This window comes from Intestinimonas butyriciproducens (genome assembly GCF_004154955.1).
GTDB lineage: Bacteria > Bacillota > Clostridia > Oscillospirales > Oscillospiraceae > Intestinimonas > Intestinimonas butyriciproducens.
The window spans coordinates 1828637-1843253 of the sequence record NZ_CP011524.1; the positions used below are offsets into that span (position 1 = coordinate 1828637).

The 14617-nt window shown below is 55.2% G+C and carries 13 protein-coding genes and 1 tRNA gene; 9 read left to right on the top strand and 5 right to left on the bottom strand.

The window, feature by feature from the left end; genetic code table 11:
* Positions 1-19: 19 nt before the first annotated feature.
* The 6 genes from SRB521_RS09225 to SRB521_RS16505 all read left to right on the top strand — a co-directional run bounded on the left by SRB521_RS09225 (position 20) and on the right by SRB521_RS16505 (position 7647).
* Positions 20-1336, top strand: a complete 1317-nt coding sequence (locus tag SRB521_RS09225; protein ID WP_075703753.1) for a GntP family permease — start codon at positions 20-22, stop codon at positions 1334-1336.
* Positions 1337-1440: 104 nt separating this feature from the next.
* Complete coding sequence (locus SRB521_RS09230) at positions 1441-2679, top strand: CaiB/BaiF CoA transferase family protein (RefSeq protein ID WP_116721724.1); 1239 nt, start codon at positions 1441-1443, stop codon at positions 2677-2679.
* Positions 2680-2701: 22 nt separating this feature from the next.
* Entirely contained in the window at positions 2702-3841 is a 1140-nt protein-coding gene (locus SRB521_RS09235) for an acyl-CoA dehydrogenase family protein (protein ID WP_116721725.1), read from the top strand.
* Between the two features lie 144 nt (positions 3842-3985).
* Positions 3986-5422 (top strand): sigma-54 interaction domain-containing protein, encoded by a 1437-nt coding sequence (locus tag SRB521_RS09240; protein ID WP_052082589.1) that lies wholly within the window; start codon positions 3986-3988, stop codon positions 5420-5422.
* A 661-nt stretch (positions 5423-6083) separates the two neighbouring features.
* Positions 6084-6881 carry an MATE family efflux transporter gene (locus tag SRB521_RS16500; RefSeq protein WP_075703750.1) on the top strand — a complete coding sequence of 266 codons (798 nt, stop codon included), beginning with the start codon at positions 6084-6086 and terminating at the stop codon, positions 6879-6881.
* Positions 6874-7647, top strand: coding sequence for a cytidylate kinase-like family protein (locus SRB521_RS16505; RefSeq protein ID WP_242976523.1), 774 nt, complete (start codon positions 6874-6876; stop codon positions 7645-7647). Before SRB521_RS16500 ends, SRB521_RS16505 begins: the two co-directional genes overlap by 8 nt.
* A 300-nt stretch (positions 7648-7947) precedes the next feature.
* On the opposite strand, the gene SRB521_RS09250 is transcribed toward SRB521_RS16505, so the two are convergent.
* The 3 genes from SRB521_RS09250 to SRB521_RS09255 all read right to left on the bottom strand — a co-directional run bounded on the left by SRB521_RS09250 (position 7948) and on the right by SRB521_RS09255 (position 9585).
* Positions 7948-8024: transfer RNA gene (locus SRB521_RS09250), tRNA-Arg, on the bottom strand.
* 152 nt (positions 8025-8176) lie between these two features.
* Complete coding sequence (locus tag SRB521_RS16145; RefSeq protein WP_165366613.1) at positions 8177-8341, bottom strand: hypothetical protein; 165 nt, start codon at positions 8339-8341, stop codon at positions 8177-8179.
* 98 nt (positions 8342-8439) lie between these two features.
* Positions 8440-9585 carry a hypothetical protein gene (locus SRB521_RS09255; protein WP_075703747.1) on the bottom strand — a complete coding sequence of 382 codons (1146 nt, stop codon included), beginning with the start codon at positions 9583-9585 and terminating at the stop codon, positions 8440-8442.
* Between the two features lie 111 nt (positions 9586-9696).
* Here SRB521_RS09255 and SRB521_RS09260 point away from each other — a divergent pair, with 111 nt between their 5' ends.
* From SRB521_RS09260 to SRB521_RS09270, 3 genes are read left to right on the top strand one after another with little or no spacing between them, the layout of a single operon-like run.
* Positions 9697-10086, top strand: coding sequence for a spore cortex-lytic protein (locus SRB521_RS09260; RefSeq protein ID WP_052082578.1), 390 nt, complete (start codon positions 9697-9699; stop codon positions 10084-10086).
* Positions 10087-10098: 12 nt separating this feature from the next.
* Positions 10099-11319, top strand: coding sequence for a peptidoglycan-binding domain-containing protein (locus tag SRB521_RS09265; RefSeq protein ID WP_116721726.1), 1221 nt, complete (start codon positions 10099-10101; stop codon positions 11317-11319).
* Positions 11319-11948 carry a peptidoglycan-binding domain-containing protein gene (locus SRB521_RS09270; protein ID WP_075703745.1) on the top strand — a complete coding sequence of 210 codons (630 nt, stop codon included), beginning with the start codon at positions 11319-11321 and terminating at the stop codon, positions 11946-11948. Before SRB521_RS09265 ends, SRB521_RS09270 begins: the two co-directional genes overlap by 1 nt.
* Before the next feature lie 38 nt (positions 11949-11986).
* On the opposite strand, the gene SRB521_RS09275 is transcribed toward SRB521_RS09270, so the two are convergent.
* Positions 11987-12655 carry a TIGR03936 family radical SAM-associated protein gene (locus tag SRB521_RS09275; RefSeq protein WP_075703744.1) on the bottom strand — a complete coding sequence of 223 codons (669 nt, stop codon included), beginning with the start codon at positions 12653-12655 and terminating at the stop codon, positions 11987-11989.
* Positions 12648-14486 carry a TIGR03960 family B12-binding radical SAM protein gene (locus SRB521_RS09280; protein ID WP_075703743.1) on the bottom strand — a complete coding sequence of 613 codons (1839 nt, stop codon included), beginning with the start codon at positions 14484-14486 and terminating at the stop codon, positions 12648-12650. Before SRB521_RS09280 ends, SRB521_RS09275 begins: the two co-directional genes overlap by 8 nt.
* Positions 14487-14617 lie beyond the last annotated feature (131 nt).

A 14617-nucleotide genomic window follows, 5' to 3' on the forward strand; every position in this document is an offset into this window, starting at 1 on the left:
GACTTAAGGAGGAGAACCTATGACCGCTCTGGGTATCATCGGCATCATCCTGGCGTTCGCCCTATTGATGTACATGATCATGAAAGGCTTCAATATTTATCTGACGGTGTTCGTCTGTACGCTGGTTGTCGCTGTCACAAGCCAGATGAATGTCTATGAAGCTTATAAAGTCCACTTCATGACCGGCTTTACCACCTTTTTTAAGAATAATTATTTGATCTTCCTCACAGGTACTTTGATGGCAAAGGCGATGGATGTCACCGGCGCGGCCAAATCTATCGCCAAAACTATCATTAAAGTTATGGGGACCGAGTGGGCTTTCATCTCCGTTCCTGTCGCCTGCGGCGTGCTTTGCTACGGTGGCGTATCTGCTTTCGTATGTTCCTTTGCCGTTTTTCCCATTGCCCTGCAGGTCTTCCGTGCCGCTGATCTGCCCCGGCGCGGCATCCCCGGCGCCCTGTGCTTTGGCTGCTCCACCTTTGCCATGATTGCCCCCGGCGCCGTACAGATCCACAACAACGTCCCCTCTACCGAGCTGGGCACCTCTTACATGGCCGGTGCCGTCAACGGTTTTATTGCCTGTGGCTTTATGCTGGTGGCCGGCATTATCTATCTCCACTTCTGGCTCGGCAAAGCCAAAAAGAACGGTGAGCACTTTATTGCCAAAGAGGGCGATGAGTTTGGCGAAGAGGGAGACAGCCGTCTGCCCAACTTTGTAATCGCCCTGCTGCCTCTGGTCATCACGATTGTGCTGGTCAACGTGAAAGTCAATGGCGTGGCTATCGCCCCCGTAGAGGCGGGTGTACTGGCCGGTGCCGTATCCGCTGTGGTGTTGATGATCAAGTATATTGATCCCAAGGAACTCCCCAAGCACTTTGCCGATGGCGCTGCCATGGCCCTTCTCTCCATCACCAACACCTGCGCCGTTAACGGCTTCGGCGGCGTCGCCTCCAACAGCCCCGTTTTTGGCGACATCGTAAGCGCCATGGTCAACCTCCCCGGTCCCAAACTGCTGGGACTGGTGATCGGCACCACTGTGATTGCTGGCATCTGCGGTTCCGCCTCCGGCGGTCTGGGCATCGCAGTACCCATCCTCGGCCCAGTCTATACCCAGCTTGGCATTGCTCCCAGCATTGTCCACCGCGTCATGGCCCTCTCCTCCTCCGCCCTGGATTCTCTTCCACACAACGGCTATATCGTTACTGTCACCAACGGCCTGTGCCGCGAGACGCATAAGGATTCTTACGGCCTCACCTTTGCGCTTACCGTTATCATTCCCTTTATTGGTTCCCTGGTTGGTGTGGCGCTCTTTACCCTCTTCCCCAACCTGCCTTGATGGCTTAGCCGCAAATATAAGCTGCTCCAGTATTTCTGCATCGGTGCGGCATTCCTGCCGCGCCGCCCACAAATCCCTTATTATTGAAAGGAGTATGGAATCCTATGTTCAAACCGTTGGATGGTGTTAAGGTCATCGATCTGACCTATTTTGTCGCCGGCCCCGGCGCCGCCCGTATTCTCGCCGACTGGGGCGCCGATGTCATCAAAGTGGAGCCCAGTTTCGGCGACCCCGGCCGCGGCACCGGAGCAACTATGTCTTGCCCTACCGTAAAGGACTGCAACCCATTTTATACCGCCTATAATGCCAACAAGCGCGGTCTTTCCCTCAATCTGAAGAGTGACGAAGGGAAGGCGGTTTTGTATAAGCTGCTCGAGAGCGCCGATGTCTTTGTCTCCAGCTACCGTACCGGCGCGCTCAAGCGGTTAGGGCTGGACTATGACTCTCTGAGCAAAAAGTTCCCCCACCTCATCTGGGCCCAGATCAACGGCTTCGGAGATTTTGGCCCTGCCAAGGACAACGCCGGTTTTGATACCGTGGCCTTCTGGGCCCGTTCCGGCGCTATGATCGATATCACTGAGAAGGATACTTCCCCGGTTAATCCCCTCATCGGTTTCGGCGACGCCACCACCTCCTGCTCCCTCTCCGGCGGCATCTGCGCCGCCCTCTATCAGAAAGCCAAAACCGGTAAGGGCTGCAAGGTCATGGTCTCCCTCTTTGCCCAAGCCATCTGGAGTGAAAGCGCAGGCATGGTCTCCACCCAGTACGGCGACGAGTACCCCAAGACCCGCCTGAACCCCGGCTCCCCCGTCATGGACACGTTTAAGAGTGCTGACGACAAGTGGTTCTACATGAGCATTCTGGAACCCGACCGCTACAACGATGCGCTTATGAAGGAGCTGGGCCGCAATGACCTGGTTGGCGATCCACGGTACTGCACCGCCGCCGCTGCCAAGGCACACAGTTCCGAGCTGGTGGAGATTCTCAGCGCAGAGTTTGCCAAGCACACCATGGACGAGATCGCCGCCATGTTTGCTCGGGCCGATATCGCCTATGACCGAGTTCAGCACATCAAGGAGGTTCTGGATGACCCACAGGCGCTGGAGAACATGTATATCATTCCCGTAGAAAACCGGGATGGCACTGTGACCAAGCAGCCGATGACTCCCATTCGGTTTGCCACTACCGAACCCGCCCGCATCGAGGACATCGCCCCCACCATGGAACGGCAGGCCCCCTTAGTCGGCGAGCACTCTGCTGAAATCCTGAAGGAGCACGGATATACCGATGAGGACATTCAGAAGCTTGTCGATTCCAAAGTAGTTTACATCGAAAAGCTGTAAGCCAGCGGAAAGGAATATAGCCATGACATTTCATCTGACAGAAGATCAAGCCACCATCCAGCAGCTGGCCCGGGACTTTGCCCAGAGTGAGCTGGCCCCTATCGCCGCGAAAATCGACCAGGAGGAGCGTATTCCCAAGGAGATCATCGAGAAAATGGCGGAAATCGGCTTCACCGCCCTCAATGTCCCCGAGGCCTACGGCGGTCCCGAACTGGATACCGTGTGCAAGGTGCTGGTGGTCAACGAACTGGCCAAGCAGTGCGCCAGCACCGCAGAGGTCATTGCCGTTCACACCTTGGTAAATGACATCTTTCTGGAACACGGCAGCGAAGCGCAGAAGCAAAAGTACCTCACCGCCGCTGTGGAGGGAAAAATCGGCGCCTTCGCACTCACGGAGCCCGGAGCCGGCTCTGATGCCGCCGCCGCCAAAACCAAAGCTGTAGTGGATGGCGACGACTATATCATCAATGGCAATAAGTGCTTTATTTCCAACATGGGCCCCACCGAGGGCGATTATGTCGTGGTAATTGCTCTTACCGAGCCCGAGAAGGGCACCAAGGGTATGTCCGCCATCGTGGTGGACCGTGGCACCCCCGGCTTCACCATTGGCAAGCGGGAAGAGAAGCTTGGCATCCGCGGTGCTGACATTTCCGAGCTCATCTTTGAAGACTGCCGGGTCCCCCGCGCTAATCTCATCGGCAAGGAGGGCGACGGGTTCAGGATTGCCATGAAGGCTCTGGACGGCGGCCGCATCGGCATGGCCGCTCAGGGGCTTGGTATCGCTGATGCGGCGATCGAGGCCACCATCAAATACATGGGTGAGCGCGTCCAGTTTGGCAAGCCCATCGCCAAGCTCCAGGGCCTTCAGTGGTATCTGGCTGACATGGCCACCCGCACTGAAGCCGCACGCGCGCTGGTCTTTGAGGCCGCTTGTGCCGCCGACAGCGGAGAGCCACTCTCCAAGTTGGCCGCCATGTGCAAGTATTATGCCTCTGAAAACGCTGTATGGGTAACGAATAAGGCGCTTCAGATCCATGGCGGCTACGGCTATATGCGTGACTACCCCATCGAACGCATGTACCGCGACGCCCGTATCGTCCCCATCTACGAGGGAACCTCTGAGATCCAGAAGGTTGTCATCGCACGCGAGCTGCTAAAATAAGTCCAACGGGCAAAGCTTACGAAAAACAGAACGAAAACCGCCGGTTCAGAAAATTAATTATCTGAACCGGCGGTTTCCCCACGTTTTTATGATACAATGTATTTCTCGGAAAGGAAGTTCCATGTTGGAAAGGAGAGAGCTGGTATGCCGGAACAGGGCATCGCGCGCTATAAATACATCTTTGATGAAATTCTCCGGATGACTGACGACGGCTTTATCGTTGTGGACCGAGACGGCATCGTGACAGATATCAACGACCAATACTGTGACTTTCTGGGAAAACCCAGAGAGGAGATCGTAGGCTACCCGATCCAAAAAACCATCAGCAATTCCAAAATGGTCGATATCGTAAATCGTCGATATCGCGAGGAACTGGCCCTCCACAAGTTTTTACCCGGGGAGAGCAAAGAAAATGACAACAATTTTCTCTTGGTCAGCCGCTCCTGTGTATGTGACAGCGAGGACCGGGCAGTGGCCGGTGTGGCCCAGGTAAAATTTCGGCTCCAAACGCTGGACTCCGCCAAGCGCCTCATGAGCGAATACGCAGAGTTGGAATTTTATAAAGAGGAATACCGAAAAGCAGGTAACTGCAAAATCAGCTTTGACTCCATCGTCGGGACCAGTGAAGCCTTTCTGGAGAAAAAACGATTAGGCCTGAAGGCCGCCTGGACGGATTTTGCTGTTTTGCTCACCGGGGAGACGGGTACAGGCAAAGAGCTTTTTGCCCGCGCCATTCACAACGCCAGCAATCGTGCGGATAAGCCCATGGTCAGTATCAACTGTGCCGCGATCCCTAGCGAGCTTCTGGAATCCGAGCTGTTTGGCTATGCGGACGGAGCCTTTACTGGTGCGCGGAAAGGCGGGAAGCCCGGTAAATTCCAACTGGCCAATGGCGGCACTCTCTTTCTGGATGAGATCGGAGATATGCCTCTTAATATGCAGGCCAAAATCCTCCGCACCCTTCAGGAGAGTGAAGTGGAGCCCGTAGGGGGATCCGGTCCTGTTCCTGTGGATGTGCGGGTCATCTCCGCCACAAGACAAAACCTTCCCAAGCTCATCGAGTCAGGCGATTTCCGTGAAGACCTCTATTATCGCCTCAACGTCATCAACATCGAAATACCTTCTCTGCGTGAACGCCGGGGAGATATTCTGGATCTGTCCAACCATTTTCTCTCTCAGCTCAACCAGGAATTTCAGCGTACAACCGTTCTCTCCCCGGAGGTGAAGCGTTGCTTTGTCAGCTACCAGTGGCCCGGCAACGTGCGCGAGCTTGATAACGTGATCAAAGGCGCCTATGCTACCTGTGATGGCTTCACCATTGACTTAACAGATCTGCCCGGTAAAATGTCCCTGCCGAAAGACTCCCTGCTCATGGATTCCAGGAAGCAGTTGGCCGAGTTGATGAATGACTATGAACGTGAAGTCATTCTAGCCGTTTTACGCGATAAAGGAGGCAACTGCCAGCGCACAGCGGAAGAACTGGGAATCCACCGCAGCGCGCTCTATAAAAAAATGAACAAGCTGGGCATCGATCCGGCGGCGATCCCCCACAGGCAGACTTCCAAACTGCTCCCGGAGTGACTCGATTCGTTCCCCACCCGCCTGCCTGCCGTGTCCGACCTTCTGCCGGCTATTGTGATGCAGGGGCATTTCTGCACGATTTCACCGCCAGGGGAAACAGCGCGGAGCAAGTGCTATCACACCTGCTCCGGCCTGTTCTGCCCTGTCAAAAAAGAGACAGGTGCCCAGGTCCACTCCCAAGCCGAATCGGAGCCCAGCGCAGCGGGTCCTGCTGGGCGAAGAGGACTCGTAAGCGGCAAAACGAATGCGTGCTCGGCTTTCCCATGATATAAAACAGCTCGTCGCAAGCGTTATGTCGCTTGTGACGAGCTGTTTTGTGACGACAAAAAGAATGCGCGCCCCAAGGGCCTGCGGCGAAACGTTTTCCGGTCCTGCCGCTTTTTTCTTGCGTTTTCGCTATAAAGAAAAAGTAATTTGCCTCCGAATGGTTTGTTAAAAATGCACTACACATATATGTGTCAAACTTTATGCAAAAAGTGCTTTGAACAGTTTACAAGACTGTGTTATACTTTGATAAATCTAATAGGCAAATTGACGACACATGCAGCGCATTTGCGCGTAAGTCTGATTACGGTACAGATGCGCAGCGTGTTGCTAGTTGTTTACTTACAGCACATGCGTTTGCGTGTGCTGTTTTTTTGCTTAAACCAAGGAGGTCATCATGGAAAACAGGAATTATCTTGGAACAGAAAAAGTAGGAACCCTTTTGCGAAAATTCGCAATCCCGTGTATCTGTTCCCTCATTATCTCGTGCCTTTACAATATCGTGGATCAGATATTTGTTGGAAACGGCGTTGGGTATCTTGGCAACGCCGCTACTGGCGTGATTTTCCTGATTACGGTAATCGGCTGGGGCCTAAGCCTATTCTTTGGTGATGGAGCCGCCGCTGCTCTGAGTGTTTCTCTGGGGCGTGGTGAGACGAAAGAAATTCACAGAAGCGCTGGCGGAGCTATTTTGAGTTCCTTTCTTTCCGGCTTGGCCGTGATTGCCATTGCCTACCTGTGGGGAGATGGATTGCTCCGGCTGATTGGCGCAACAGATACCAATATTCAAATGGCTCATGACTATGGAATGATTATTTTTGCTATGATGCCCCTTGCTATGACGCAGAATACTCTTGCGTCCATAATCCGGGCAGATGGCAGCCCCAAATATGCTATGGCGGCGATGCTCACCGGCGCGATCATCAATATTATTGGTGATCCTTTGGCAATTTTTGTGCTGGACATGGGCATCAAGGGCGCAGCATGGGCAACTATCCTCGGCCAGTTTATCAGTTTCCTTATCTGTGCTGCATATTTGAGGCACCCAAAGACCTTTAAAATGAGTGCTGCCAGCGCTGTGCCTAAGAATTTATCTGGCCCTAATCCTGTTTACCTGTGTCCAGAAAGTATGCGCTATCTTCCTGCAATCCATCGGCAAAGCCAAAGCTGCTGCGCCGCTGTCTATTTTGCGTGATGCGCTGCTGATCGTACTATCCCTGTTGATCCCGGTTGCTTTGGGCGTTACAGGCATCTTTTGGGCTGCGCCCATTGCTGATATACTGGCTATTTTGGTCACTGCTACTGTCATGGTCCATGTGTGGAAAGAACTGTCACACGAAAGCAGGAAGAAAGAGTCTGTGGCGGAAATCCAGCTCTCCCGTCGGGGGGGGGTGATCATCACGATTGCCGGGGAACACGGCTCTGCTGGAAAGCAGATCGGTCAACTGGTCGCTAAAAAGCTGAATGTTCCGTGTTATTATAAAGAGCTTGTGGCGATTGCCGCCCAAGGAAGTGGCTTGGCAAGGGAATTTATCTCTGGGATCAATTCGGATGAAAATGTCGTGATGCGCGAACTTTACCTCTCGTCCGATCCTGTTGAGCGTGCGATTTCGGCACAGGGCAAGGCGATCCGCCAGATTGCAGACGCGGGGGCCTGTGTTATTATTGGTCGTTCGGCGGATTATATGTTACGGAATTATCAGAATGTAGTGCGCGTCTTTATCTATGCCCCCAAGGATTACCGTGCAAATAAAATAATGGAAATGTACGGAGACAGCCTAGGCGCTGCGCGAAAAAGCATCGTTCGCTCTGACAATGCCAGGGCTTCCTATTATAAAAGTGTTTCCGGTCAGGAATGGGGAGACCCGCACGGCTACGAATTGTGCATTGATGCCTCGATTGGTGAGGACGCTGCCGCAAATTTGATTTGTGACTATATCAATCGGATGGGTACGTATTAAAGCTTTATTGAAATATTAAAGATACGCCCAGAAATGGACGTATCTTTTGCTTTACACATATTTTAGATTTGAATGGATGACAACAGGAATTCCAGCCCAAACCCATCGATCGCTCAAGCGACAAACTACCTTGATAAACTGAACAAAAGGGATGCGGACCACCTCGTGCGTGTTGCCTGGATGCGAACCGGGCGGGGAGCCTTTTTGCAAAATGGCGCGGAAACGGGTGAGCTGCGGCCCCGCTAACTTTCTAAAGAAATTATAAAAAAGCCGTGAAACCAATGATTTCACGGCTTTTTGTGGTACGGCTGAAGGGATTCGAACCCCCGACCTACTGGTTCGTAGCCAGTCACTCTATCCAGCTGAGCTACAGCCGCATACTGTTTTGGACTCTTTGTATTCCTGACAGCTAGATTATATTACCACATTCGCGTAAAGAATGCAAGAACTTTTTTTGAAACCTCGTATTTTTTTGAAAGAGGACGGGACACAAGTCCCGCCCTCTTTCCGCTCTATGGTATGTCCCGGCTCAGCAAGCGTTACAGCCACAGCCGCTGTTGCAGCCACAGCCATTATTGCAACCGCTGCCCCAATTGCCACCCCAGCCGCCGCAGCAGCAGCACAGGACAATAATGATGACGAGAATCCACAGGCAGCTACCGCCGCCCCAGCCACAACCGTTATTGCACCCCATAACGAAGTACCTCCTGATTAAAAATGGTGGACCGGTTGTTTTCCGGCCTCACCCCATCTTATGCATCAGGAGATAGTTGGTTCAGGCGCGCCTATAAATTAGGTGAGGCGTGATACGTCTATGCCTCCACGCACTGCCGCAACGTCGGCGGCATCCAAGACGCCGCTGGTGGTCAACTGCGTCTGCAAGGTCTCCGCACGGTCCTTGTAGGTATGATCCAGCGCAAAGTAAGAAAGATAGGCCACCTGTGCCCGCAGGAACGGCTCTTCCATCAACATTTTGTATTCTCCGGCCGTCAGAATCCCCAGGTCCATTCCCCGCTGCAAGGCAGTATCCCACGCAAAGTCGGGGGTGTCTCCGGAGTCCTGATAGCCCAACGCCCGGAGGATAAAGGTGACATACTGTCCCGCTGTCACGTAATCTGCCGTTCCAAAAAGCATGGCCGCGTCATCCACCCCTTTTGTGAGACCCTGTTTATAGGCATAGGCCACATAAGGCTGGCACCAGGCGGGCACATCGGTAAACGGGCAGGCAGCGGTCGTGGAGAGCGCCGCCTGCTCCTCTCCAATGAGACGCAAGAACATGATAAGCGCTTGGATGCGAGTGGGTTTGGCCTCCAAATCATAGCCGGAGCCGTATCCTGTATCACTGCCTTTGAAAAGTCCCAGCGCTTTGAGCCCGTCCGCCAAGGCGTTATAATCGGTGGCGCTGCTCTCCGTAAGCGTATAATACCCCTCCAGTGATAGAACCGCCGTAGGTGAGGTTACCGTGAGGACCGCCACTGTATCCTCCACCACCAGATAGCGCCGTCCGGCTGTTAGCGCGCCGTTTCCCTTCTCCCAGCCGTTAGAGAGATCTATGGTTTTGTTTCCAGTACAGCTCAGCTCCACATCTCCCGCCAAGAGCAAGAATCCGGAGCCCGTCTCGATTCGGACCGTATCTCCCTCCTTTACCCGTAGATCAGAGAATGCCGCCTGATAAGTCCCATCTCCTGTAACCAGCCCCCCACGGGTCAGGTAATCATCGTTTTTGGCCTTCAGTGTTTCCTCGGCGCTCTGATACAGCGTGTCGTGGCGCAACGTGATCTTCTCTTCCGCCTTGGAAATCGTTTGAACTGTATACGCCCCATCGATATAGCTTTTTGACAGCATCGGGTCCCCAGCAGTCCCCCCTACGGCGATCGTCACCGCCGTACACAACGTGGCGGCGGAGGCCGCCACCACCGCAATGACTCTTTTTTTCATAACAAGCTCCTTATCTTGGGTTCCGTGTGGAATAGTATATCAAATTACCGCATTTCTTGCAATCCTTCCTCCTCATTTGCATAAACTGGATTATCAGAAGGAGGAATCGCCGTGGCAGAACAAGGAACCGTCGTCGTCCGGGCCTATACGTCCCGGGCACAGATCCCCGTCACCGGAGCCACCGTTGCCGTCACCCATCCCTCCGCAGGTGGGAAGCATCTGCTTGTCGCCCTGCGGGTCACCGATGAGAGCGGTCATACCCAGCCCGTTACACTCCCCACGCCTCCTGCCGCAGAGAGTGAGCATCCGGGCACCGCAGCGCCCTATACCCTATGCGACCTCTGGGTGGAGCATCCTGATTTTCAGATGCTGCATGTGGAGAACGTCCAAATTTTTTCCGGCGTAGAGACCTTGCAGGATGCCGAGCTGCTCCCGTTGCCCGAGTTCCCGGAACAGCGGGATATGACCCGCATTGTCCACCTTACCTCCCAGCCGCTGTAAAGGAGAACTATCATGCCCGTTACGATCACCCCTTATATCCCCAGATATATCACCGTCCATTTGGGCGCGCCCGGGCAGAATGCGGAAAACGTCACCGTCACCTTCCCGGACTATATCAAAAATGTGGCCTCCAGTGAAATCTATCCCACATGGGAACCATCCGCGCTCCGGGCCAATATTTTAGCCCAGGTCTCGTTCGCCCTGAATCGGGTCTATACCGAATACTACCCCAGCCGCGGCTATCCCTTTCAGATTACCTCAACAACTGCTATGGATCAAAAATTTATCCGGGGCAGAAATATTTTTGAGAACATTGAACGCATCGTGGATGAGCTTTTCGACGACTACATCCGCCGCCAGGGCTATGCAGAACCTCTGTCGGCCAAATTCTGCAACGGGACCACTACCACCTGTGACGGCCTCTCCCAATGGGGCAGCCAGGAGCTCGCCCTCCAGGGGCTGGACAGCGTATCTATTCTGCGCCGTTATTACGGAGACGATATCGAGCTTGTCATGGATGCCCCGGTACAAGATATCCGTACCTCTTACCCGGGTACTCCGCTCCGCCTGGGCTCGCGGGGCCCTGAGGTCGGCGTAATCCAAGCTGAACTCAACCGCATCAGCCAAAATTATCCCGCTATTCCCAAGATCTCTCCGGTGGATGCCATTTTCGGTCCCCAGACGGAACGTGCTGTCCGGCAGTTTCAGCAGATTTTCAACCTTCCGGTGGACGGTGTGGTGGGGAAGGTCACTTGGTATAAGTTGGTGTTCCTCTATGTGGGTGTATCCGGGCTCTCTGAACTGGTCAGCGAGGGGCAGCGGTTCTTTGGATTCAACTTTTCGGTTGATGGCGCTGATGCCAACGGACCCGCTGGAGAATCCGTTCTGCTTTTGCAATACCTTCTCTCCATTTTGGCCCAGTTTGATTCTTCCATTCCATTTTTAACTTTGGATGGCATTTTCGGCCCCCAGACGGAGCAGGCTGTCCAGGCGTTCCAGGTCTCTCAGGGGTTGCCTGCCACGGGTCGGGTGAATGCTGAGACCTGGAACAGTCTCTACAATGCCTATGACGGGATCGACACCACTGTCCTATCCCAGGATATCCTGTTTCCCGCCGAGCTTCAGGGGTTGGGAAACGCCCCGGAAGTCTTCGCCCTAAGTACCCGCCAGACCCAATATCCCGGTCGTGAGTTGGGGCTGGGTGACCGGGATACGGAGAGGAGTGATCGCTGATGCGTCCGGAACGAGATTATCTGGGGCTCCCGATTCGGAGCCTTCAAACCATGCTGCGGACGCTTTCCCGCTGTGCGCCCGGCCTCCCCTGCCCCATCCCGGACGGTGTTTTCGGTGAAGTGACCTTGGAAGCGGTCATGCGCTTCCAGCAGTCCGCCGGGATGCCCATCACAGGTCGGGTGGACAACGACACATGGGATGCCATTGCCGCCGCCTACCGGAGCGCACTCCCCTCCGTCATGCCGCCACGGCCCGTCCGCGCTTTCCGGGAGCAGGCCTTTGAAGTGCGGTCAGGCCAGTGTTGTGTCCACATGTGTCTCGTTCAGGCCATGTTCTTGGCGCTTTCCCAAGTGATTGAAGAGATCGAGCCCGCCCCTGTCAACGCGCTGCACACAGGGGCTTCTGTCCGCAATGTGGTATGGCTCCAAGGGCGCGCGGGCCTTCCGGAGACCGGCACGATGGAAAAACAGACCTGGAACGCGCTCACACGGCTCTACGATGTTTTTCTCTACCGCGATATTCACGGAGCACTATGTCCCACAGCCCCTCAGACGCCCTCGGGCGGTTCCGTCATCCCCCGGGGCGGCTTCCCCTGGGAACCCTTCGAACCGGGAGGCTCCTGTTTATAAATAAGAAGACAGCCGGACGGCAACGCCCGGCTGTCTTCTTATTCGTAAGGCCTCAGATCTCTATCCAGCACTTGCTTGCGGTGATAGCTAACATAATCGGGCGCCATTTCCGGGCATTGTTCCCGGATGGCCGCCACAATCAACGCCGGATTTAGTCCCGGATTCTGGGCGCGCAGAATGGTGTCCAGCACGATGGAATCCCGTCGCCCCTCGTAATCCACCCGCTGAATCAGCGGAATGAGGTCCACCTGCGTCTGCCCGCTCTTGGCCTTCTTGGATTTTTTGCTGACCACCAGGCTCTCTCGGCCCAGCAGCGCCCGGATCGTGTTTTCCGCCCCCACCGGAGCGCCGGTATCATACTCCAGAGTGATGATATAGTTGACATAACACAATTCCTTGTAGGGTCGCTCCGCGTCATAACATCTAGTGACCGTAATTCCCTCCGGAAGCACCCTGGTGAGCCGCCAAGGCACCGCCTCCATGTCCGCCCCCTCCGGAAGCCCGAACTCCAGAATCTCACACTGGCTGGAAAAGCCCACGGAGAGCGGAAGTGGAATGGATACATATGCGTGCGGGTTGAAGCCCTCCGTATGGCGGATATGGATTCCCGCCCGCAGGAAAGCCCGCTGGAAGGTCCGCATCAGGTCCAGGTGAGAAATATAGCAGGCCCGCCCCGTTTTGACAAACTGAATCCGCTGGTCAGGCATCGCACACCCTCCCCTTCTCCAACAGAAGATTTGCCCCGCAGCCGGTGCACTGCCTGCGGCAATCCGGGGTGATCACGGCCTGATAAGCCGCCTCCCGCTCCTTCCATAGGAACTCTGGACGCACACCGGTGGAGACCCGTGACCAGGGCAGCACCTCATCCTTCTCCCGCGCGCGATTTGCATAGAACGCCGGGTCCAGACCGCAGGCCTCAAAGGCACGCATCCAGCGGTCCAAGGAGAAGTACTCGCTCCAGGAGTCAAATTTAGCCCCATCCCGCCATGCCGCTTCCAGTGCGTCGGCCAGCCTGCGGTCCCCCCGGGAGAAAACCGCCTCCAGAAAGGAGGTGTCCGGGTCATGCCAGTGATAGACGATGGATTTGTCCCGCATATTGTCCCGAAGAAGCTTCACCCGACGGAGGTATTCCTCCCGTGTCACCTGGGGTTCCCACTGAAAAGCAGTATGAGGTTTGGGCACGAAGCAGGCCGTGGACACAGTAATCCGGCAGCCCCTGCGCTTGTCGGGCGCCGTTTCACGCCAGAGCTGGAGCACTTTTTTTGCCAGCTCCGCGATCCCCAGCACATCCTCGTCCGTCTCGGTGGGGAGTCCAAGCATAAAGTACAGCTTTACCGAGTTCCAGCCGCCGGAAAACGCCGTCCGGCAGGATTTCATCAGATCCGCCTCTGTGACATTTTTGTTGATGGCGTCCCGCAGGCGCTGTGTCCCCGCCTCCGGCGCGAAGGTGAGACCACTCTTGCGGACATGCTGGAGCCGCTCCATGAGCCCCATAGAAAAATTGTCCGCCCGCAGAGAGGGGAGCGACATCGAAACCAAGTTGGGTTCACACCATTCCAGAAGGCCGTCGCAGAGGCGTTCCAAGAGGCGATAATCACTGGTGGACAGGCTTGAAAGCGTCATCTCCTGATAGCCTGAATCCTTACAGGCCGCGATCCCCTGCTCCACCAGAAGCGCGGGGTCCTTTGACCGTACAGGCCGGTACGCATACCCCGCTTGGCAGAACCGGCAGCCCCGGATACAGCCCCGAAACACCTCCAGCATCACCCTGTCGTGTACGATCTCCGTAGAGGGGACGATGGTTTTGACTGGAAAATAGGATTGGTTCAGATCCTGGACGATCCGTTTGGTGACCAGCTCCGGCGCGCCTTCCAGCGGCGTAACGGACGACACCACGCCGTCCTCCCGATAGGTGATGCGATAAAGGGAGGGGATGTAGAGGCCCGGAATCCGTGCAGCGGCCGCCAAGAGCTCACAGCGCTGCCAGCCCTCGCGGCGTGCCCGCCGTGAGAGGGCGATGAGCTCCACGGTCACATCTTCCCCCTCTCCCAGGGAAAAGATATCGACAAAGGGAGCCAGCGGCTCCGGATTATAGGCGCATGTCCCTCCCGCTATAATCAGGGGCATGTCCTCGTCTCTGTCCTCAGACCGCAGAGGCAGCCCAGCCAAGTCCAACATATTGAGGACATTGGTATAGGCCATCTCATAGCCCAGTGAAAAACCAATGACGTCGAAGTCTGCGATGGGATCTCCGCTCTCCAGGCCATAGAGCGGCAGCCCTTCGCGGCGCATCTCATCCTCCATGTCCCCCCATGGGGCGAACACTCGCTCACACCAGACGCCCTCCAGTTCATTCATCAGGCCATAGAGAATCCGTATCCCCAGATTGGACATACCGATCTCATAGGTGTCCGGGAAGCAGAGCGCTACACGGGTATCTACCTGTTTGCGGTCCTTTACCACCGCATTGTACTCCCCCCCGGTATAGCGTGCAGGCTTCTGCACCCGGGAAAGGATCATCTCCATCGTCCGGTCCATTCCAATCCTCCGCTCACTTCGCGCGTTCACTCTCATTATGTGCAATCTAATATTTTAACCTCTGCGTGAAGGATTGGCAAGCCCAAATTCTCTTAAAACAGTCCTTTTCCGATTTTTGGCGGAATATCTCC

Excerpts from the sequence above, each read along its gene's own strand:
- SRB521_RS09235 (WP_116721725.1), top strand. The coding sequence starts at position 2,702 with ATGACATTTCATCTGACAGAAGATCAAGCCACCATCCAGCAGCTGGCC.
- SRB521_RS09240 (WP_052082589.1), top strand. The coding sequence starts at position 3,986 with ATGCCGGAACAGGGCATCGCGCGCTATAAATACATCTTTGATGAAATT.
- SRB521_RS09270 (WP_075703745.1), top strand. The coding sequence starts at position 11,319 with ATGCGTCCGGAACGAGATTATCTGGGGCTCCCGATTCGGAGCCTTCAA.
- SRB521_RS16145 (WP_165366613.1), bottom strand. The coding sequence starts at position 8,341 with ATGGGGTGCAATAACGGTTGTGGCTGGGGCGGCGGTAGCTGCCTGTGG.
- SRB521_RS09265 (WP_116721726.1), top strand. The coding sequence starts at position 10,099 with ATGCCCGTTACGATCACCCCTTATATCCCCAGATATATCACCGTCCAT.
- SRB521_RS09225 (WP_075703753.1), top strand. The coding sequence starts at position 20 with ATGACCGCTCTGGGTATCATCGGCATCATCCTGGCGTTCGCCCTATTG.
- SRB521_RS09280 (WP_075703743.1), bottom strand. The coding sequence starts at position 14,486 with ATGGACCGGACGATGGAGATGATCCTTTCCCGGGTGCAGAAGCCTGCA.
- SRB521_RS09230 (WP_116721724.1), top strand. The coding sequence starts at position 1,441 with ATGTTCAAACCGTTGGATGGTGTTAAGGTCATCGATCTGACCTATTTT.
- SRB521_RS09255 (WP_075703747.1), bottom strand. The coding sequence starts at position 9,585 with ATGAAAAAAAGAGTCATTGCGGTGGTGGCGGCCTCCGCCGCCACGTTG.
- SRB521_RS16500 (WP_075703750.1), top strand. The coding sequence starts at position 6,084 with ATGGAAAACAGGAATTATCTTGGAACAGAAAAAGTAGGAACCCTTTTG.
- SRB521_RS09275 (WP_075703744.1), bottom strand. The coding sequence starts at position 12,655 with ATGCCTGACCAGCGGATTCAGTTTGTCAAAACGGGGCGGGCCTGCTAT.